A 19,635-nucleotide genomic window follows, 5' to 3' on the forward strand; every position below is an offset into this window, starting at 1 on the left:
CCGCCTACCGCCCCAGCAGCCCGCGAAGCAGATCCTGCACCGCCGGCTGCCGCGGGCGTTCCGCCTGCGGGGCCGGCGCGGCCGGCGGCGTGCCGACCGCCGGCGCCGCGCCCCGTGCGATGGCCAACTGCCCCGCGCAATCCACAGTCGGCGTTGCGCCGCGCCCGCCCAGCAGCCCCTCCACCAGCGCGCCGATCGCGGCCGTGTCCTTGTCCTCCGAACGCTGGGCCAGCCCGCCCAGCACCCCCGCTGCCGCTGCGCCCGCCGCATTGGGATCGACGGTGACGCGCGGATTGCCGAAGCGGCCGGTGATGCCGAGTGGGGTGGACAGGGAAACATCGCCCACCCGGATCACCGGGCGCAGGCGGAAGGCCAGGGTCTCGTCCCCGAGATTGGCCGCGCCGCCGCCCGGCACGGTCGCGACGCCCGTCTGCACCAGCAGCGCGCGGGATTGCGCGACCCCACGCTCCAGATCGAAGCGCAGGGCCAGGCAGCGAATATCGGCCGCCCCGCCCACTGCGTTCTCGGGCACCACGCCGCGCAGCGCGTTGGTGGCCCCGGCGATCAGGCGCTGATCGATCTGTCCGCCCGTCATGGCCAGGCCCAGATGGCCGCCGAGGCTCGCCGCCACGGCGCGCATCCCGGCTCCCTCGCCGCGAAGCGACAGGTCCACCGCGCCGCGGCCGGAGACCGGGGATTGCACGCCGAAGGCCGCGAGAATCGGCGCCGGGTCCACCCCACCCTCGCCGCTGCGAAGGGTGAGGGAAAGGCGCGGCACCGCTGCATCCGCGGCCGCGGCCAGGGCGCCTGAGACGGGGCCGCCGGGGGTGGTGGCGGCGAAGCGCTCCACCGTCAGCTTCTTCCCGTCCAGCAGGGCGCGCAGCGACACACCTTTCCAATCCGCGCCGCGGGCCCGCAGCGTGGCGATGCTCGTCTCCAAGTCGACTGCAAGCGGGGCGTCGCGGATGGCGGACAGGTCAATCGGTGTATCGGGGATCACCCGCCCGTCGGGCCGCGCCGCCGGCGCCTGGGCAGGCGGTGCCGCCGGCGCGGGGGCCGGGGCAGGCACCCCAGGCGCGGCGGCAGGCGCCACCATCAGCGCATCCGCATCCACGTGTTCCATTTCGGCTCGCAGGATGGCGCGCGGCGGGACCCCGATGCGCCAAGCCATGGTCGCCCGGCCAACTGCTTCCCGGGAGGTTAGCCGGAGGTCTTGCAGGTTGATCCCTTCTGGCAGCACGCGGAGCATGCCCTCCGCCACAGTGTCATGCAGGGCCGGCAGCCCTGCCGTTCCCGCCTTTGCGCCGAGGCCCCGGAGATCGGCTGCCCGTAGCGCGACCTGCCATTCGGTTCCCGCCAATTGCCGCCCCGGCGGAAGAGTGCCGCGCGCGGAGGCGGCAAGCCCCTCGCCCTCCAGCGTCACGGCCAGGGGCAGGGCGCCCGCACCGCGCGCCGCCGCCAGGGTGGGGCCCTGGGCGGCGAGGGTGAGGGGCAGGTCGCCCATCCGCAGCGTGCCGGTCAGCGTCACCGGCGCATCCGGCGCGGTGGCGGTGAGCTGCGCCGCGCCGATCTTCAGGGGCCGGCCCGCCACCGGGACGGTCGCCTCGTTGACGGAGGCGTGGAGGGAGCGGAGGCCGGTGGTGCCATCCAGCTCCGCAACCAGGGAAAGGCCCTCGGCCTCCGGCAGAGCGGTGCCGGGCAGGACCGGCGCCAGCCGGGCGGCCGTATCCGCCGTGGCAGCCAGCCGGGCCCGCCAGTCGCTGCCCTGGAAGGGCAGGGTGAGCGCGCCGCTGGCCTCGGCATTCAGCCCTGGGGCGGAAAGCCCCGCACGGAATGGCCATTCGCCAGGACGATCCTCCAGTAGCGCCGCCAGAGGCCCGGTGCCGCCGTTCACCGTGGCGGTGAGGCCACGCGCCACCGCCTGCCCTTCAGCCAGAATGCCCTTGTCCGAAGCGCGGAGCGTCAGGCGCGGAAGCTCCACCACCTCCTCCTGCCCCGGGGCGCGCCAAGTGACGCGGCCGCCCTGGACCGTGACCATCTCCACGTCCAGCGCCACCGGCTTCGACGGCTCGGTAGGGGAAGCGGAGGGCTCCGGCGCCACCGCCGCCGGCCGCGCGGCCGGGCCAAGCTGCCAGTTTCCGCGCCCCTGCGCGTCCATCTCCAACAGCAGGTCGGGCTCGATAAGCGTCAGCTGCTTCAGCTGCACCTGGCGCGAGAGGAGCGGCAGCAGCGCCACCTGCGCCTCGATCCGCCGTGCGCGCAGCATCTCGGGCCGCGAGCCGCCCGGCGCATTGGCCAGGACCGGCCCTTCCAGGGTGATGGTCGGGACGAGGGAGGGGCGCAGGCCGACCGGGCCGGACAGGGTGAAGGCCCGCCCCGTCGCCGCCTGCACCGCCGCTTCCATGCGCGGCCGGATGGCGTCCGACCGCAGCGCGACCCAGAGCGCCGCATAGCCGAGCAGCGGCAGGCCGATCGCCAGCACGCCCAGGCCGATCAGCCAGGGCCGCAACCGGCGGAGGCGTCCGGGATGCGGGGGCTGGGTCATGGCGTCACTCCGGTCAGCGCGTCGGGGAAAGGCTGGTCAGGGAAGGCAGACAGGCGTCAGCGGGTCCGCTTCGCCGGCGGCGTGCGCGGGCGGTCGAAGCCGAGGAATGCGAAGCTCTCGTTCATATGGGTCGGCAGCGGAGCCGAGACCGAAAGCGTGCCGCCCTCGGGATGCGGCAGCTCGATCGCCCGCGCATGGAGGTGGAGCAGGTTCGACATTCCCTCCAGATGCGCGGTCGCCCCGCCGTATTTCCCGTCGCCCAGGATCGGGCAATTCAGCGCCGAGGCGGCATGGACGCGAAGCTGGTGGGTGCGGCCGGTCAGCGGGTTCATCTCCAGCCAGGAGACATGCTTGCGGGCATTGTCCACCACGCGGAAGTCGGTGATGGCATGGGCGCCGTCATCGCCCTCCTCGGCCGGGGCCGTGCGTTCGCCGCGCGGGCCGCCCTGCTTGGAGAGCGGCATGTTGATCCGCCCGGCGAGCGGATGCGGCCGGCCGACCACCAGCGCCCAATAGGTCTTGTGCGCATCCCGCCCCCGGAAGGCCGCCGCCAGCTTCGCCGCGGCCGCGCCGCTGCGCGCCAGCAGCAGGACGCCGGAGGTGTCCTTGTCGAGCCGGTGGACCAGGCGAGGGCGGTCCTCGGCCCCGAAGCGCAGGGCATCCAGCATGCCGTCCAGGTGGCGCGCGATGTTCGGCCCGCCCTGCACGGGCAGCCCATGCGGCTTGTTCAGGGCGATCACCGAATCATCCCGGTAGATCACCATCCGCTCCAGCATCGCGGCATCCTGCTCGGAGACGGCGGGGCGCACGGGCTCGGGGGGCCGGGCCTCCGGCATCGGGGGCACGCGGATCTGCTGGCCGGGGGTCAGGCGCGTGCCCGTCTCGGCCCGCTTGCCGTCCACCCGTACCTGACCGGTGCGCAGCATCTTCTGCAGCGCCCCCTGGGTGAGGTTCGGGTGGCGGCGGCGGAACCAACGGTCGAGGCGGAGATCAGCCTCGTCGGGTGTCACGGTCTCAAGTGCGATGCTCATGGTGGGCAGGGTGTAGCACCAGCCCGGGGGCGCCATGCACCCCATGGCTTCGCGGGGCAGCCCGCTTCCCGCAAGCTCCCCCGATGAGCGACGATTCCTTCCCGCCCATCCGCACCCAGCGTCTCGTCCTCCGGCGCGCGGAGGCCCCGGACGCCGCCCCGCTGGCTGCGCTGATGAGCGACGCCATCTCCGCCCGGCTGGCCTCCTGGCCCATGCCCTGGACGGAGGAGCGCATGGCCGCCCGCATTGTCGAATGGCGCCCCGTCGGCCTGATCTGCGTTGTGGAACGGGCCGCGGATGGCGCCCTGGTCGGCTGGGTCCATGCCTTGCGGGCGCCTGAGGATGCCGCTCGGGCCAGCATGGGCTGGTGGTGCGCCGAGGCGCATCAGGGCCATGGCTATATCCGCGAGGCGGCGGCGGCCCTGCTGCCTGTCGCCTTCGAGCGGCTCGGCGTCGCGGTGGTGGAGGCCGGGGCGCAGCCGGACAACCAGGCCTCCTTCGCCGTCATGCGAGCCCTGGGCATGGCTCCGGTGGGCGCGCGCTTCACCTATGTCCCCGCGCGGGGACGGCACGAGCGGACGGTGTTCCACGAGATCCGCCGGGCACCGCCGCCAGACCGGCGGGGCTTGGGCCCGGGCACCAAGGCAGCCTCAAGCGACGCGGATCGAGAGAGACAATCGCCGTTCCCGTGAGGGCCACCGCGCCGGTGCAGCCGGAGACATCGCCCTGGTGCGGGACTGGTTCCGCGAGCTGGCGGACAATGTCCGCGCCGTGGATTTCGTCCCCGCCCGCCGACTTCTTCGGCATGGGGCAGCAGGGTCCACCAACTGCGTCATTGTTTTCGTTCGGGCTTTCTCAACCGCTTAGGCAGAGGCTCTCCGCGTCTGGCACCTTTGCCGCGGATTTCCAGCACACCTGGACCACGCTCGGGCGTCGCCGGGCGAAGCTGCGCCTCCCGACTACCGCGTTGCCAGCACGATGTGAGTGGGTTGCGGGACCGTGAACCCGCCCTCGTCGCGATAGGATGCCAGCGCCTCCGTGACCTCCTCCACGATAGCGTGGCGCACCGCCTCCCCGAGCGCGGCCACCTCGGGCCCGACCGGCGTGCTCGCCAGCAGGCCAGGGACGGACTCCTCAGGCGGCAGGAGGTGCCGCTCCAGCACCTCCACCCGGACCTCCACGTCCTGGAACCCTGCTTCGACCAGGGCGCAATGGAGCGCATCCCCGTCGCCGAACGCGAAGGGCGCCCCGAAGCGCCGTGCGGCATCGGGACCGGCATGGCGGCGTAGCGCCTCCGCAATCGCGACGTGGCAGGGACTGTGCTCGATGCCCCGCCAGACGCAGAGCGCGACGCGCCCGCTCGGCCGGAGCACGCGGTGCATCTCCCGCAACGTGGCCCCCTTGTCCGAAAAGAACTGGAGGCCCTGCTGGCAGAGCACCATGTCGAATTCGGCGTCCTGGCAAGGCAGGGCAGTCGCATCGGCCTGCCTCCACTCCAGGAAAGCACCGCCGGAGGGCGATTCCCGCCGTGCGATCTCAAGCATCCCGGCGTTCAAGTCCACGCCGAGCACCGAACCTTCCGGTCCGAGGATCGACGCGGCCAGCCGCGCGACGATTCCCGTGCCGCAGGCCACGTCCAGCATGCGCTGTCCAGAGCGCGGCGGAACATGCCGGAGGAGGAGTCGCGCCAGCGGCCCGAAGACGCTCGGCACCTGATAGCGTTCGTAGCTCTCGGGCCCGCTCCCGGTAAGCTGCCAGGAATCTTCGGCCATGGGGTGTTCTCGGCGACCTCTCGATCAGAGGCCGAGCGTAACCCCTGCCACCCTGCTCCGCACTGCCAATCATGAGCGTGTGCGTATTTGCTCCTCCTGAGCAGTCATTCGTTCATGGCGCAGCTCTGGAATGACGGTGGTCCACCCATCTCGGTCAGCAGAGCCGAACGAGGCGATATCCGCTCCAGGGAAGCTGGGTAGCGCAGCCAGTCGTCCAACATGGGCGCTGAGTGGCTCTTGAGGTCATCACCGCAGCCGACCCGAATCCGGCCTTTCGGTGCCAATGTGGTCCTCCATCTGGGCGCCTGTTGCGCCAATTCGTCTTGCTGTAGGGAGGCAGCGAGCAGGTATGCGGCAGGAGGATCAGCGTTGTCGGTTTCGCGACGGCATAACGTCAACGTGAGCGGCTCCGGCCCAAAGGCGATGGTCTTCGCCCACGGCTTCGGCTGTGACCAGAACATGTGGCGTTTCGTCGCGCCAGCATTCGCCGACCACTACCGGATCGTGCTGTTCGACCATGTGGGCGCAGGCGGGTCCGATCTCTCGGCCTATGATCCGGAAAAGTATTCCTCGTTGGATGGGTACGCCGAGGATGTAATCGAGCTCTGCCGGGAACTAGAGATCCAGGACGGCGTCTTCGTGGGCCACTCCGTGAGTGCCATGATTGGGTTGCTGGCGGCCAGGAGGGCGCCGGAACTCTTCGACAGGCTCGTCCTGGTTGGCCCCTCTCCCCGATACATCGACGACGAAGACTATGTCGGCGGCTTCAGCGAGGGGCAGATCCACGAACTCCTGGAGTTCCTGGACAGCAACCATATGGGTTGGTCCCAAGCCATGGCGCCGGTCATCATGGGCAATCCGGACCGCCCCGAGCTGGGCGAGGAGCTGACGAACAGCTTCTGCCGCACGGATCCAGAGATCGCCAAGCGCTTCGCCCGGACCACCTTCCTCTCCGACAACCGCGCGGATCTGGCCGAGGTGAAGGCCCGCTCACTCATCCTCCAGTGCTCGGAGGACGTGATCGCGCCGCCCTGTGTTGGAGAGTACGTGCACCGCGCCATTCCCGGCAGCGAGTTCGTGCTCCTCGGCGCCACCGGGCACTGCCCGAACCTGAGCGCCCCCGAGGAGACGATCGCCGCCATGAGAGCCTTCCTCTAAGATCCGCACCTTGGACGAAGACATCTCCAATTCCAGGCCGCAGGACGTTGAGGACCTCGAGGACCTCTTCGATAACGCCCCCTGTGGCTACCTCTCTGCTGAGCCTGCGGGCCGGATTATCAAGGCCAATCAGACCTTCATTGCATGGACGGGATATAGACGCGACCAACTCGTCGGGCGTCGCTTCCAGGACTTCCTGAACATCGCGGGGAAGATCTACTACGAGACCCACTTCGCGCCCCTGCTGCGGATGCAGGGCTTCTTCAACGAGGTCGCACTCGATCTCGTCTGCGCCAACGGCTCACGCCTGCCCGTGCTGGTCAATGCGGTCGAGCGTCGCGACGGCGCCGGGAGCGTGCGGTTCATCCGAGTGACGGTGTTCAACGCCTCCGACCGCAGGCGGTACGAGCAGGAGCTCCTGGAGGCGCGCAGGGCGGCCGAAAAGGCCAACGCTGATCTACGCGAGCTTAACCTCACGCTGGAGGCGCGGATCGAAGAGGCCGTCCAGGAGCGGATGAAGGCCGAGGAGGCACTGCGCCAAGCCCAGAAGATGGAGGCCGTGGGCCAACTCACGGGCGGCATCGCGCATGATTTCAACAACCTGCTGGCCGGAATCACCGGTAGTCTCGAACTGTTGCGGACCCGGGTGGCGCAGGGGAGGACCGGCGAGCTGGAGCGCTACATCGTCGCGGCCCTGGGCGCGTCGAAGCGGGCCGCAACGCTGACGCACCGGCTCCTCGCCTTCTCGCGTCTGCAAGCGCTCGATCCCAAGCCCACCGACATCAACCGGCTGGTCGCAGGCCTGGAGGACCTGATCCGGCGTACCATGGGACCGGCCGTGGTGGTGGAGGTGGTGGCAGCAGGCGGGCTCTGGACCACTCTGGTCGACACAAACCAGTTTGAGAACGCGTTGCTGAACTTGTGCATCAATGCCCGAGACGCCATGCCCCATGGCGGAAAGCTGACGATCGAAACCGGCAACCGCTGGCTCGATGAGCGGGCTGCGCGGGTCCGTGACCTGCCTCCGGGCCAGTACGCCTCGCTCTGCGTCAGCGATACCGGCACCGGCATGCCGCCCGACGTGATTGAACGCGCCTTCGACCCTTTCTTCACTACCAAGCCCCTCGGCCAGGGCACAGGTCTGGGCCTCTCGATGATTTACGGGTTTGTTCGCCAGTCGGGCGGCCAGGTTCGCATCTATTCCGAACTGGGCCAGGGCACGACCATGTGTCTGTACCTGCCCCGGCACCTCGGCGAGGCGGAAGCCGCGGAAGCCACGGAAATCGCCAAGGGGATCGAGGCGCCACGGGCCGGGCGGGGCGAGACTGTGCTGGTGGTCGATGACGAGCCAACCGTGCGGATGCTGGTCACCGAGGTGCTGGAGGAACTCGGCTACACAGCTATTGAGGCCGCGGCCGGTCCGACCGGGCTGAAAATATTGCAGTCCAATGCACGGATCGACCTCATGGTTACCGATGTTGGCCTGCCCGGCGGCATGAACGGCCGTCAGTTGGCCGAGGCGGGAAGGGCGGTGCGGCCTGGTCTGAAGGTGCTGTTCATCACGGGCTACGCAGAGAACGCCGTCATCAGCCACGGCCATCTGGAGCCCGGCATGCACATGCTGACAAAGCCATTCGCCATGGACACGCTAGCCAGCCGGATCAAGGGTCTCATCAAAGGCGGCTGACACGATCTGGAGGTCCGGCTTCCGTCCATCGCAGAAATCTGCCGAGCAAAATCCTTGCAGCAAGGGTGTCCGCTTCCAGGATCTAGCGAGATTGCTCGTCATGTCCGAGGCGGGGTGCTTCCGGTCCGCGGTCCGGGTGAGGGGGCTTGGGACGTCGGGGCTGCCCCGAGTTGCTGGGAGCTCGCCCATACTCCAGCGGTCAGAGCTCGGTCGCCTCGGACAGTGTCAGGGCATCCTCGGCATCAACGCCCAGGTACCGCACCGTGCTCTCGATTTCTGTATGGCCAAGCAGGATCTGCACGGCCCGCAAGTTGCTGGTCCGCTTCTAGATGAGGGCTCCTTGGTCCGGTGCGGGTTGTGGGTTTCGCAGTTGGCCTTGAACAACCAGCTACCCGTTGACTCCAGGCTGAAAAGCTCGTGATCTGGGATGCTGGAATTGCAAGGTTCGGTCGAAATAGGCGGCAAAGCCTGCGCTTCTGCCAGCCATGTAGCACCGTTCTCGCTCGGCTGAGCAGGACGACCTGCTAAGCCCACGCCTGATCGACATGATCGACGGACGGCCTGAGTTGGTCCGGCTCGCGGCGCTGATCGACTGGGGCTGTTTCGAGCGGCTGGGCAGTGCCACCGTCACCTTCGCGCGGAAAGCTTTGGGCGATACCTGGGTGGCGACGCACAGGCATATGCCGCTGTTCCCCGGCACGCCGGAGGTCTCGCACGGGAAGAAGCCGGCGCGGAGCTGAGGCGCGGCCGCCCGGCTGGGCTAGTGCTCGCGCAACTCTCCCCAGCTGCTGTCCCAGACCCCGTAGGGATCCACGATGATCAGCGGAGCTTGTAGCGCCTGGGATTTTCGGATGCCGTCATTGATCGCGAGGGCTGCCGGGCGCGGGACCAGGCCCGGACCGGCGGGCAGCTCACCGTCGGAGGAGAGCGCGCCATGGCCGCCCGGCGGCACGACGACACCAATCAGCCTTCCGTCGTCGTCTTGCGTGATGTGGACGGCGACCTCCACCGGGAAGGCCGCCTGGCGGCTTCCGAAGACCCCTTGGCCCAGCATTCTTCTTCTCCCTGCCGGCGTTCGGCCGGCAGAGAAGCCTAGCAGCCGCGCATCGCCGGCAGACAGACCAAAGTGATCGGCCCGGCCAGTGGGCGTCCTCAGGCCCGATGGCCCAGCCACCAGCCCAGGGCGAAGGCCGCGAGCCCGCCGGTGATGCTGGCCGCCAGATAGGCCGCCGCCAGGGCCGGGGAGCGCTCGAACAGCGCGCCTGTGTCGAGGGAGAAGGAGGAGAAAGTGGTCAAGCCGCCGAGAACGCCGGTGACGAGGAAGAGCCGCAGCTCCGGCGCCAGCACCGTGCCGGCCGCGATCACGCCACCGATCACCCCGATCACCGCGCTGCCGATGACATTCACCGTCAGCGTACCCCAGGGAAAATTCGTCCCCAGGTGGCGCAGCGCCATCACCCCGATCCAGTGCCGCGCGACCGAGCCGAGCGCTCCGCCCGCCGCCACGCAGAGGATAGGCACCGCCGAAAGCGGGTTCACCGCTCGCCCCGGCGGATGTCCTCGCGCAGCGCTTCCAGCCGCTCCAAGTGCCGCGCCACCCGCGCTTCCGCGCCACGTTCTGTGGGGCGGTAGAGGCGCAGGCGCTCCATTCCCTCGGGGAAGTAGTTGGCGCCGGAGAAGGCATCCTCCCTGTCATGGTCATAGGCATAGTCGCGGCCATAGCCGAGGCTCTTCATCAGCTTCGTCGGCGCGTTGAGGATGTTGGGCGGCGGCATCAGGCTTCCCGTTTCGGTGGCGGCGGCCTGCGCGGCCTTCCAGGCGGCGTAGGCGGCGTTCGACTTCGGCGCCGCCGCCAGGTGCAGCACCAACTGCGCCAGGGCTAGCTCGCCTTCGGGACTGCCGAGCCGCTCATAGGTTTCCCAGGCGGCGAGGGCGAGGGTGAGCGATCCCGGATCGGCCGCGCCCACATCCTCGGATGCGAAGCGCACCAGGCGGCGCGCGATGTAGCGCGGGTCCTCGCCGCCCTTCACCATGCGCGCGAACCAATACAGCGCCGCATCCGGGTCCGAACCGCGCAGCGACTTATGCAAGGCGCTGATGAGGTTGTAATGCTCCTCCCGGTCCTTGTCGTAGAGCGCCGCGCGCTTGGCGAGCAGCGAGGACAGGCCGGCGACATCCAGCCGCTTCGTATTGGCCGGCAGCGCCTGCAACTGCTCCGCCATGTTCAGCAGGTAGCGCCCATCGCCATCCGCCATGGCCCGCAGCGTCGCGCGGGCGGCATCGTCAAGCGGCAGCGGCTTTCCGCCCTCCTCCTCGGCACGCGCCAGCAGCAGTTCCAGCGCCGCATCGTCCAGCCGCTTGAGCACCATCACCTGGCAGCGCGACAGCAGCGCGCCGTTCAGGGCGAAGGAGGGATTCTCCGTGGTCGCGCCCACCAGCACCACCGTGCCGTCCTCCACCACCGGCAGGAAGCCGTCCTGCTGCGCGCGGTTGAAGCGATGGATCTCATCGACGAACAAAAGGGTGGACTGGCCGTTCGCCCGCCGCATCCGCGACTCGTCGAAGGCGCGCTTGAGATCCGCCACGCCGCTGAACACGGCCGAGAGGGCGGTGAAGCGCAGCCCCGCCTCCTCCGCCAGCAGGCGGGCGATGGTCGTCTTCCCCACTCCCGGCGGGCCCCAGAGGATCAGGGAGGCGAGCGCTCCCCGGTCCAGCATCCGCCGCAGCGAGCCCTCCGGCCCCAGCAGGTGATCCTGCCCCACCACCTCCGCGAGGCTGCGCGGCCGCAGCCGGTCGGCGAGCGGCCGGGGGCCGGCATGGCCGGACGAGGCGGCGGGCGCTTCGGGCGGCGGCTCGGCGGCGCCGAACAGGTCCTGGGCAGCGGCGGGGCGACGGGGTGGCATCGGGAGAAGATAGGCGAAGACGGGCGCCGCTTCGATGGCCCCCGCCGCCACCTTCAGGAGATGGCGCGGCCCGGCTTCCGGGAGACGCCGAGCGCCACCGCCATGAAGCCCGCGCAGGCGAGGGCCACGAAGATCGGCAGGCCATGGGTGGTGGCCTGCATGGCCGCGCCGGCCAGAACCGGCCCGGCCAGGGCGCCCGCCCCCCACATCAGCCCCATGGCGGCATAGATGCCCACCAGGTCCCCGCCGCCGAAGCGGCTGCCGATGATGGTCAGCATCATGGTGTAGATGCCGACGAAGGCACCGCCCCAGACGAAGAGCAGCGCATAGGTTGTCCATGGATTCATCAGCGCCCAGGGCCAGACCAGCGCGCCAAGCGCCGCGAAGCCGGCCAGCGAGACGATCAGCACCTCGCGGTTCATCTTGTCGCCGATCCAGCCGATCGGCAGCTGCAGCGCGATGGCGCCGAACATCATGCACGACATCAGCTGCGTCGCCTCCGTCTCGCCCCAGCCCAGGTTCACCGCATAGATCGCGAGGAATGAGAGGCCCGCCGTCTCGATGGCGGCGTTGAGCGTCGTCGCCGCGATCGCCACCGGCGCCAAAGCGAGGAAGCGCAGCGGATTGCCATGGGATGCCTGGTCGACCGCCGGTTCGCGGATTCGCGGCGAGGCCACCAGCACCGCCGCAGCCGCCGTGATCGCCCCGCCGACGATATAGGGCAGGGCGCCGCTCGTCCCGACCAGGGACAGGATCAGTGGCCCCAGCGCGAAGCCGACAGACAGCGCCGCCGTATAGGCGCCCATCGCGCGCCCACGGGTCTCCTCCGTGCTCAGGCTGTTCAGCCAAGTCTCCGAGAGCACGAACAGCGTCTCCGATGCGGCACCGAGCAGGAGGCGCAGCGGGAACCACAGCCAGATCAGCGGTGCGGCCGGAAACAGCACCAGGATCAGCGCCGCGACGAGCAGCCCGCCCACCACGAGGCGCCGCATTCCGATGGATGGCACGAGCCGCGGCAGCAGGAAGGCCATGCCGAGCACGCCGACCGCATGCATCGCCGCATTGGCGCCGATCATTCCCTCCCCGAAGCCCATCTCCGCCAGGTCGAGCGCAATCAGCGCCGCGCTCAGGCTGTAGGTGAGGCCGAAGATCATGGCCGTGGCGATGACGGCGCCCTGGGACAGGAGATCGGGCGAAGGCAGGCTGGCTGGCTTGTGCAAAGGCGAGAATCCCCAGGGCTATCGTTGCAGCTTCCCATGTGATGAAGGATCGTTCCAGTTCGACGTCCTGCCGCTGTGCATTCCGATCAGCCGGGGGAACGAGGAGGCAAGATCATGATCCGGCTGTTGCTGCTCCTGCTGGGATCCGAGTTGATCCAGCGGCGATGGGCTATTCTTACGGGCCTGTCGCTGCTCTGGGGCGCGATCGGCGTGGCGATCTTGATCGACGCGCTGGACGGCGACACGGTCATCCAGCCGCATTACTTCGGCTACCTGCTGCTGCTGGAGGGGCTTGTCGCGCTGGCGGCGGCTGTGGCCGCGGTGTCGCGCCGCGGCTACCGCTTTACGCGCGCGGCGGTGCTGATCGTGCCCTCCGTGCTCATCATCATCCAGCCGCCGCATGGCAATCTGATCATCGCGATCCTGCTTGGGCTCGTGCTGCTGATGGATGGCGGCTTCCGCATCGCAAGCGCCTATGTCGTCCGCTTCGGGGGATGGCGCTGGTCGCTCGGGGCCGGAATCGTGGAGCTTCTCTTCGCCATCGCCACGCTGCAGCCATGGCCCACGGGCTATGAGGGCACGATCGGCGCCAATGTCGGCGCGCTACTCATCGTCGGCGGCCTGGCGACCCTGCGGCTGGCCCTGCGCCTGCGCGGCATGCCGCCCGGCGCACCGATTTCCGTGCTGCTCGGCGGCACGCTTCCGGCGGCGGCCTGGCTGCGGCGTATGGCAGATGACGACGATTCGGCCGGCGACCTCATCGTCCATGTCTGGACGCCGACCGGCTCCGCGGGAACGGTCGCGCGCCGCCCGCTGGTGGACCGCTATGTCGCCGCCGTCGATCCGCAGGGGGTGATCTCCACGGGCCATGCCGCAATGGAGCTGAAGCCGGATCTCTACATCAGCCATTACCCCGCCGTGGAGATCGACCGTTCGCCGGATGATTTCAGCCGCACCCTACGCGCCACCCAGGATAACGACGTGCCCGGCCGCTTCCAGCCGAGCTATGCCGAGGAGGCAGCGGGTTGGTGCGAGGCGACGGAGCATGTGCGCTTCAGCCGATTCGACGCCGAGCGGCTGCGCGCCTTCTGGCAGGCCTATCGCGAGGACAAGACCTACAACCTGACCAACCGGAACTGCTCGAGCGTCGTCGCGCATGCGCTGGATGCGGCGCTGGAGGGCACACTCGGCCGCACCGGCAAGCCGTGGCGTTCCGGCCTGCAGGCCATGCTCAGCCCAGAGCTCTGGGCTGCCGGGGTACTGCGCCGGCGGGCGGAGACCATGGCCTGGACACCTGGGCTGGTGCTCGACTATGCGCGGCTGCTCCAGATCGTGGTCGAGCCAGGGCTACCGGCCCTGGGATGGCTCCGGCTGAAGGCCGCCAGCAGCGCCGCGGCGGGGAAGGCGGAGCGTTAACCTGGCGCGGAGATAATTGAACTGCGCTAGAATCCTGCCAAGGAGAACTTCCAAATGCCACGCACGACCCGCCGCGCCCTCGGCGCCGCCATCCTTGCCTTGCCCGCGCTGCACGTCATCCGCCCGGCCTCAGCGCAGCCCGCCTATCCCAGCCGGCCGATCCGCCTGCTCGCGCCCTACACCCCCGGTGGTGGCGTCGACACCACCGCCCGGCTGCTGGCCGGCCCGATGGGCGTGGCGCTCGGCCAGCCCGTGGTGGTGGAGAACCGGCCCGGCGCAGGCGGCAGCCTGGGCGCTGGCGAACTCGCCCGCTCCGCCCCGGACGGGCAGACCATCATGGTCGATGCGCTCGCCCATGTGGTGAACCCCTTCGTGCTGCCTGGCCTGCCCTTCGATTATTCGAAGGCCTTCGCCTATATCAGCCAGGTGGTCGTGCTGCCGCAGCTGCTGGTGGTGGACCCGGCGAAGGTGCCGGCGCGCAATGTCGCGGAATTCATCGCCTGGGCGAAGGACAAGCCTAACCTCTCCTACGGCTCATCCGGCAATGCCACGGCCGCGCATCTCGCGGCAGCGCTGTTCCTGCAGCGCGCGGGGCTCGACATCCAGCACGTTCCCTATCGCGGCGGCACGGCGGCGCTGCAGGACGTGATGGGGGGCAGCACCGTCTTCGTCTTCGGCACCGTCTCATCCTCGGTTCAGCTGGTGCGCGACGGCCGGCTGCGGGCTCTCGGCGTCACCACGGCCGAGCGCATCCCGCCGCTGCCGGACGTGCCCACCATCGCGGAGCAGGGCTTCCCCGGCTATGAGCTGAACGAGTGGAACGGACTCTACGCCCCCGCCGGCACGCCCCAGCCGATCATCCAGAAGCTGTTCGAAGCGTCGAAGGCCGCGCTGGCCGATGCCACGGTGAAGCAGAGGCTGGACGCGCTGGGTGCTATCCCCGTGGGCACCGATCCGGCAACCTTCGCGGCCTATGTCACCGCCCAGCGCAATGCGATGGCCGAGATCGTCCGCAGCGCGAAGATCGAGGTGGGCTGACGGCATCTCGCGCGGTCACCATCTGGCACAACTTGGCCTGCGGCACCTCCCGCAACGTGCTGTCGGCCTTGCGCGAGGCCGGGATCTAACCGGCGGTGGTGGAGTACAAGCGTACTCCGCCAATGCGCGCCGAGTTGGCGGAAGGAGGGGGCGGCCCTCCTGGCCGATCCCGTGCTCGTGGATGAGGCGTTGCTGGACTCCATGACCGCCAACCCAGGGCTGATCGAGAGGCCTTTCGTCTTCACGCTGAAGGGGGTGCGGCTCTGCCGCCCCGCCGAGACGCTGTGCGAGATCCTTCCGGGCTGAAGGCGCCAAGCGCCGCGCGCATCCCGGCTGCCAGGCCGCGCAGCACCGCCCCGGCCTCTGGCGAGGCGGCGCGGCCGAACAGCACGATCTCGGAGGCCGGCAGCGGCGGCAGCCCGAGCGCCGGGCCGAGATCCGGCGCTCCACCGGCGCTGACCCGGCCCATTGGCGCCACCCCCAGCCCAACCTGGGCGCCGGCCAGCAGCATGGCGCAGCTTCCGCCGCGATAGGCCTCCCGCCAGGAGCGACCTGCGGAATCCAGGGACCGCTCCGCTGCCGCGCGCACTCCGCAAGGCGGGGCGAGCACCGCCAGCGGCACCGGGGCACCCGGCGCCAGCGTGAAGCTTGATGCACCCCGCCAGCCGAGCGGGTCCAGCCCCAGCAGCTCGCCCTCCGCGCCGCCCGCTTCGCGCCGCAGCACCACGGCATCGAGTTCGCCGTCGTCGAAGGCGGTGCGGAGAGGGATGGAAAGGCCGCTCCGCACATCCAGCGCCGCATGGGCGGGCAGGGCGGCCCGGAGGCGGAGCAACAGGGCCGGCAAGCCGAGGCCGACCGCATGGTCGCTCAGCCCAATCGCAACGCGCGGGGCAGGGGCCTCCGTTGGGCGCAGCGCCGCGTCATGAGCCGCGAGCAGCGCCCGGGCATGGACCAGGAAGGCCGCGCCCTCGGCGGTGGGGCGGACGAAGCGGGGCGAGCGGTCCAGCAGGCGGCGGCCTAACCGGGCCTCCAGGGCTTTCAGCCGCTGGCTGACCACGGGTTGCACCGTGCCTGCCGCTTCCGCGGCGCGGGTCAGGTTGCCGAACTCCACCGCGAGGACGAAGAGCCGGACGGATTCCAGGTCGAGCATGATTGCAGAAGGCTATGATGAAACCAGCTAGTCATGGAATTCCGCGATGGTCGTGGGCAGGCCAAACTTTCATCTTCGAAAGGAGATGCCCATGCCGATGATCACCCTGCGCTATGCCACCCCCCAGCCCCGCCCCGAATTGCGCCCTGCTTTAGCCGCTCTTGCCGCACGCCTCGCCGCGGAGGTGCTGGGTAAGGACCCCGGCGTCACCGCCGTGCTGGTGGAGCCCGCCGATCCCGAAGGATGGTACATCGCCGGCCAAAGCCTGGCCGAGGCGCGGCTCTCCGCCTTTTGGCTGGACATCAAGATCACCGCCGGCACGAACACAAAGGACGAGACTGCGGGCTTCGTCCGTGCAGCCTTCGCGGCGATGCGGGAGCTGCTCGGGCCGCTGCACGAGGAGAGCTACGTGCTCGTCCATGCCGCGGACGGCCATGCCTATGGCTATGGCGGGCGCACGCAGGAAGCCCGCTGGGCAGCAGCCCATCCAGGCTGATGAGGTGAATGCCGGACGGGAGGTCCCGGCCTTCGCGGGAATGCCCTAGCGGCGCGGCCCGCCCAGGCGGGGCTCGGCGCGCCTGCTCGCGTCGCGCCCGCCTTCCGGCCAGGCCGGAGGCGGCGGCACCGGCGGCGTCATGCGCGGCGCACGGTCCTCCCTCAGGGAGGATTCGGGCCGTGCAAGCAGGCTGGGCGGCTCGTCATAGCCATCATCCAGGCTCGCGGCGCGGCGGCGGACCGCCGGCTCGGGCAGGCGCAGGGCCAGGCTGCGGATTTCCTGCTGCACGTCGTCGAGCTGCGCCTCGATGGCATCCAGCCGCGACTTCAGGCCGAAGACGCTGAAGGGCATCATCAGGAAGGCCGCTACGAAGAGCAGGCCCAGCAACAGGACGACCAGCCCGCTCCATTCCGGCAGCCCCGGAATCGCCAGGCGGCCGACGATTTCCGAATCCAGCACGATCGTCTTCCCCTCCGCGCCTAACCGCCCGTCACGCTCATGTGCCGGCCGACCGAGGGGCGTGAATCCCGTCCAATGACGAAATCATGCCCCTTCGGCTTCCGGGCAATGGCCGAGAGGATTGCCTCCCGCAAGCCCGCATCGTCCACCGAGGAGTCGCGCAGGGGCGCGCGCAGGTCCGCCGCATCCTCCTGGCCGAGGCACATATACAAGGTGCCGGTGCAGGTCAGCCGCACGCGGTTGCAGGATTCGCAGAAATTATGGGTCATCGGCGTGATGAAGCCGATGCGCCGGCCGGTTTCCTGCACCGTCTCGTAGCGGGCGGGACCGCCAGTCTGGTGGCTGCTGGGCAACAGCGTCCAGCGTTCCGCCAAGCGGCGGCGGATGGTGGAAAGGGGCAGGTACTGATCGGTGCGGTCGCCGCTGATGTCGCCCATCGGCATGGTTTCGATCAGCGTGAGGTCGAAGCCGTGCTCGCCGCACCAGGCAATCATGCGGTCGTATTCGTGCTCGTTCACGCCTTTCAGCGCGACGGCGTTGATCTTTACGGCAAGCCCGGCGGCCTTGGCGGCGAAGATGCCGTCCAGCGTCTGCTCCAACTTGCCCCAGCGGGTGACGGCGGTGAAGGTCTGAGGGTCCAGCGTGTCCATGGACACGTTGATCCGCCGCACCCCGGCCGCATACAGGTCATCCGCCATCTTGGTCAGCTGCGTGCCGTTGGTGGTGACGGTCAGCTCCCGCAGCCCGCCATCCCCGATGCGCCGCCCGAGCCCCTGGAAGAGCTGCAGCACCCCGCGCCGCACCAGCGGCTCCCCGCCGGTCAGGCGGATGCGGTCCACGCCCAGGTCAATGAAGGCACCACAGAGCCGCTCAAGCTCCTCGAGGGTGAGCAGCTCCTTCTTCGGCAGGAAGGTCATGTCCTCGGCCATGCAATAGACGCAGCGAAGATCGCAGCGGTCCGTGACCGAGACGCGGAGATAGGAAATCCGCCGGCCGAACGGATCGAGCATGGGTGGGGGGAACTCCTGCAACGCCATCAAGATTTGGGCCGGGAACCCCCTTCCGCGCAAGGGCCGGCCTATCCAAGCAGCGCAACCCCGCCCGCCGCCATGAGCGCAGCAAAGGCGAAGCGGCGGTACCAGCGCGGCGGCACCAGATGGAACATGCGGGCGCCGAGGGGCACGCAAATCAGCATCACGGGCAGCAGCAGCGCCGCGCGGATCAGTGCCTCCCGGCCCATCAGCCCGTTCCAGATGGGCGGGATCACCGAGACAATGGCGATCAGGCCGAAGAAGAGGATGAGGTTCGCCCGGTGCCGCCGCACCTCCTCGGGCCCGGAGAGAAGATAGAGGATGACGGGCGGCCCCGACATGCCGGTGGCGCCCTTGAGCAGCCCGCCCATTGCCCCGACCGCCAGGTTGAGCCCCAGGGGCCGCGGCCCGTGATAGCGCCATGGGGAGAGCAGCAGCAGCCCGAAGACGAGCACCAGCGCCCCGATCGCCCGGCGCAGCCCCTCGGCATCCGCATGGAGAAGCACCCAGATCCCCAGCGGAGTGGCCACCGCCGCTGCCAGGCCGAGGGGCAGCACCATGCGCTTGTCCGCCTCGCCCAGCGCGCGGGGCAGCAGCTGGGCGGAGACGAAGAGTTCCATCAGCAGGAGCACCGGCACCCCGGCGCGGGGCCCCCAGAGGGTGGCGAAAACCGGCGCCAGCAGGATCGCCGTCCCGAAGCCCGAATAGCCCCGCATCACCCCGGCCACCGCGGTGGCCAGGGCGGCGAGGAGGAAGGGCAGGTTCAGGAGGAGCCGCGGGACGTCCTCGATGAAGGCGGTCACGGGCCAGTTCCGTCCACCGGCTCCAGCACCGTATGGGCGGTGTTGATCAGAAGCTTGCCCGCATGCTCGAAATTCACCGTCACCCGGTCCCCGACTACGGACTGGACCTGTCCGACCCCCCATTCGGGCCGCTGGGGGTGGCGGACATACTGGCCCGGCTCGAAGAGACTATCCGACATTCCTTGACCGTTTCCTGCATGTGGCGTCTCAGGGCGGCTTCCCCATTGCGCCAGGGTTTACTAGCCATCAAGCCGGCCCCCGGCAAAAGCGACCCATCCCTACAGGAGCGCCCGAATGGACGTGCTTTCCCTGGCGCAGGACGTGTGTGCCCGCATCTGCCATGACCTGGGTGGCCCGCTGGGGGCGCTGTCCGGCGCCCTGGAGCTTGCGGAGGTGGAGCCTGTCGAGGCCCTGTCGGTCGCGCGGGATGGAGCGGAGGCCATGCGCCGTCGCCTGCGTCTCTGGCGGGCGGCGGCCGGAGCTGGAACCGGTCCGTTGGACCGGCAAGGCCTGGCGGAACTGCTGGAAGGGACGCTGGCGAATGGCCGCGTGACGGCCGACCTGTCCGGCCTGCCCGAGGTGCCGCTGCCCGCCGCGCTGGCACAGGCGGCATTGGCGGCCGCCATGCTGGGCAGCGAGGCCCTGCCGCGCGGCGGCACCATCCACCTGGCCGGCAACGGGACCGGCATCGCCATCTGGCCGGAAGGGCGCAACGCCGCTTGGCCGGCAGCCCTGGCCGCGACGCTGGCGGGGGAGGCGGTGGCGGGCCCGCGCGACGTGCTGGCGCCGCTCCTTCTCCACCTCGCCGGTGAGGCGGGGATGGTCCTCGGCCTCGCCATGGGCCGCGAAGGCGCGGTTCCGCCCCTGACCCTGATGCCGCGCGCCGGCTGAGGCACGCTCGCGAAAGCCGCCGCGGCTTTACCGAA

The 19,635-nt window shown here is 69.8% G+C and carries 21 protein-coding genes; 9 read left to right on the forward strand and 12 right to left on the reverse strand.

Going from position 1 to position 19,635, the window contains the following annotated elements:
* Positions 1-4: 4 nt before the first annotated feature.
* Positions 5-2,545, reverse strand: a complete 2,541-nt coding sequence (locus GSE44_RS06810) for an AsmA family protein (protein ID WP_159348046.1) — start codon at positions 2,543-2,545, stop codon at positions 5-7.
* A 56-nt stretch (positions 2,546-2,601) separates the two neighbouring features.
* Positions 2,602-3,576, reverse strand: coding sequence for an RluA family pseudouridine synthase (locus GSE44_RS06815; RefSeq protein WP_159348099.1), 975 nt, complete (start codon positions 3,574-3,576; stop codon positions 2,602-2,604).
* Between the two features lie 83 nt (positions 3,577-3,659).
* Between GSE44_RS06815 and GSE44_RS06820 the strand changes: the two genes are divergently transcribed.
* Positions 3,660-4,268, forward strand: a complete 609-nt coding sequence (locus tag GSE44_RS06820) for a GNAT family N-acetyltransferase (RefSeq protein WP_159348047.1) — start codon at positions 3,660-3,662, stop codon at positions 4,266-4,268.
* 267 nt (positions 4,269-4,535) lie between these two features.
* Here the strand turns inward: GSE44_RS06820 and GSE44_RS06825 are convergent, their stop codons facing one another.
* Positions 4,536-5,348, reverse strand: a complete 813-nt coding sequence (locus GSE44_RS06825; protein WP_159348048.1) for a class I SAM-dependent methyltransferase — start codon at positions 5,346-5,348, stop codon at positions 4,536-4,538.
* A 369-nt stretch (positions 5,349-5,717) separates the two neighbouring features.
* Between GSE44_RS06825 and GSE44_RS06830 the strand changes: the two genes are divergently transcribed.
* The 3 genes from GSE44_RS06830 to GSE44_RS25265 all read left to right on the forward strand — a co-directional run bounded on the left by GSE44_RS06830 (position 5,718) and on the right by GSE44_RS25265 (position 8,933).
* The gene (locus GSE44_RS06830) at positions 5,718-6,506 is read left to right on the forward strand and encodes an alpha/beta fold hydrolase (protein WP_235924598.1); all 789 of its coding nucleotides are present in this window, start codon (positions 5,718-5,720) and stop codon (positions 6,504-6,506) included.
* Between the two features lie 10 nt (positions 6,507-6,516).
* A complete protein-coding gene (locus tag GSE44_RS06835; RefSeq protein WP_201305958.1) occupies positions 6,517-8,193 on the forward strand; it encodes a PAS domain-containing hybrid sensor histidine kinase/response regulator in 1,677 nt (558 codons plus the stop codon).
* Positions 8,194-8,738: 545 nt separating this feature from the next.
* Complete coding sequence (locus GSE44_RS25265) at positions 8,739-8,933, forward strand: hypothetical protein (protein ID WP_201305963.1); 195 nt, start codon at positions 8,739-8,741, stop codon at positions 8,931-8,933.
* 20 nt (positions 8,934-8,953) lie between these two features.
* Here GSE44_RS25265 and GSE44_RS06845 read toward each other — a convergent pair whose 3' ends face one another.
* From GSE44_RS06845 to GSE44_RS06860, 4 genes are all read right to left on the reverse strand, one after another.
* Complete coding sequence (locus GSE44_RS06845; RefSeq protein ID WP_159348050.1) at positions 8,954-9,247, reverse strand: hypothetical protein; 294 nt, start codon at positions 9,245-9,247, stop codon at positions 8,954-8,956.
* A 98-nt stretch (positions 9,248-9,345) separates the two neighbouring features.
* Entirely contained in the window at positions 9,346-9,732 is a 387-nt protein-coding gene (crcB, locus tag GSE44_RS06850; protein WP_201305959.1) for a fluoride efflux transporter CrcB, read from the reverse strand.
* A complete protein-coding gene (locus tag GSE44_RS06855; protein WP_159348103.1) occupies positions 9,729-11,096 on the reverse strand; it encodes a replication-associated recombination protein A in 1,368 nt (455 codons plus the stop codon). Before GSE44_RS06855 ends, crcB begins: the two co-directional genes overlap by 4 nt.
* A 53-nt stretch (positions 11,097-11,149) precedes the next feature.
* A complete protein-coding gene (locus GSE44_RS06860; RefSeq protein WP_235924599.1) occupies positions 11,150-12,316 on the reverse strand; it encodes an MFS transporter in 1,167 nt (388 codons plus the stop codon).
* Between the two features lie 114 nt (positions 12,317-12,430).
* Here GSE44_RS06860 and GSE44_RS06865 point away from each other — a divergent pair, with 114 nt between their 5' ends.
* From GSE44_RS06865 to GSE44_RS25565, 3 genes are all read left to right on the forward strand, one after another.
* Positions 12,431-13,732 carry an HdeD family acid-resistance protein gene (locus tag GSE44_RS06865; protein WP_159348051.1) on the forward strand — a complete coding sequence of 434 codons (1,302 nt, stop codon included), beginning with the start codon at positions 12,431-12,433 and terminating at the stop codon, positions 13,730-13,732.
* Between the two features lie 54 nt (positions 13,733-13,786).
* Complete coding sequence (locus GSE44_RS06870; RefSeq protein WP_159348052.1) at positions 13,787-14,770, forward strand: Bug family tripartite tricarboxylate transporter substrate binding protein; 984 nt, start codon at positions 13,787-13,789, stop codon at positions 14,768-14,770.
* Between the two features lie 171 nt (positions 14,771-14,941).
* A complete protein-coding gene (locus GSE44_RS25565) occupies positions 14,942-15,076 on the forward strand; it encodes an ArsC/Spx/MgsR family protein (protein WP_235924600.1) in 135 nt (44 codons plus the stop codon).
* On the opposite strand, the gene GSE44_RS06880 is transcribed toward GSE44_RS25565, so the two are convergent.
* Positions 15,012-15,920, reverse strand: a complete 909-nt coding sequence (locus GSE44_RS06880) for a LysR family transcriptional regulator (protein WP_159348053.1) — start codon at positions 15,918-15,920, stop codon at positions 15,012-15,014. The genes GSE44_RS25565 and GSE44_RS06880 overlap by 65 nt on opposite strands.
* 91 nt (positions 15,921-16,011) lie before the next feature.
* Here GSE44_RS06880 and GSE44_RS06885 point away from each other — a divergent pair, with 91 nt between their 5' ends.
* Complete coding sequence (locus tag GSE44_RS06885; RefSeq protein WP_159348054.1) at positions 16,012-16,416, forward strand: tautomerase family protein; 405 nt, start codon at positions 16,012-16,014, stop codon at positions 16,414-16,416.
* A gap of 45 nt (positions 16,417-16,461) precedes the next feature.
* Here GSE44_RS06885 and GSE44_RS06890 read toward each other — a convergent pair whose 3' ends face one another.
* The 4 genes from GSE44_RS06890 to GSE44_RS06905 all read right to left on the reverse strand — a co-directional run bounded on the left by GSE44_RS06890 (position 16,462) and on the right by GSE44_RS06905 (position 18,888).
* Positions 16,462-16,875, reverse strand: a complete 414-nt coding sequence (locus GSE44_RS06890) for a hypothetical protein (protein WP_159348055.1) — start codon at positions 16,873-16,875, stop codon at positions 16,462-16,464.
* A gap of 20 nt (positions 16,876-16,895) precedes the next feature.
* Entirely contained in the window at positions 16,896-17,885 is a 990-nt protein-coding gene (moaA, locus tag GSE44_RS06895) for a GTP 3',8-cyclase MoaA (RefSeq protein WP_235924601.1), read from the reverse strand.
* A 68-nt stretch (positions 17,886-17,953) separates the two neighbouring features.
* The gene (locus tag GSE44_RS06900) at positions 17,954-18,709 is read right to left on the reverse strand and encodes a sulfite exporter TauE/SafE family protein (RefSeq protein WP_201305964.1); all 756 of its coding nucleotides are present in this window, start codon (positions 18,707-18,709) and stop codon (positions 17,954-17,956) included.
* Positions 18,706-18,888 (reverse strand): DUF3553 domain-containing protein, encoded by a 183-nt coding sequence (locus tag GSE44_RS06905; protein ID WP_159348058.1) that lies wholly within the window; start codon positions 18,886-18,888, stop codon positions 18,706-18,708. Before GSE44_RS06905 ends, GSE44_RS06900 begins: the two co-directional genes overlap by 4 nt.
* A gap of 115 nt (positions 18,889-19,003) precedes the next feature.
* Between GSE44_RS06905 and GSE44_RS06910 the strand changes: the two genes are divergently transcribed.
* Positions 19,004-19,600: a histidine phosphotransferase family protein gene (locus GSE44_RS06910; RefSeq protein WP_159348059.1), complete on the forward strand. Its 597-nt coding sequence runs from the start codon at positions 19,004-19,006 to the stop codon at positions 19,598-19,600.
* The last annotated feature ends 35 nt before the right edge of the window (positions 19,601-19,635 follow it).

Origin of the sequence: Muricoccus harenae, from assembly GCF_009848505.1 — a bacterium.
GTDB classification, from domain to species: domain Bacteria; phylum Pseudomonadota; class Alphaproteobacteria; order Acetobacterales; family Acetobacteraceae; genus Roseomonas; species Roseomonas harenae.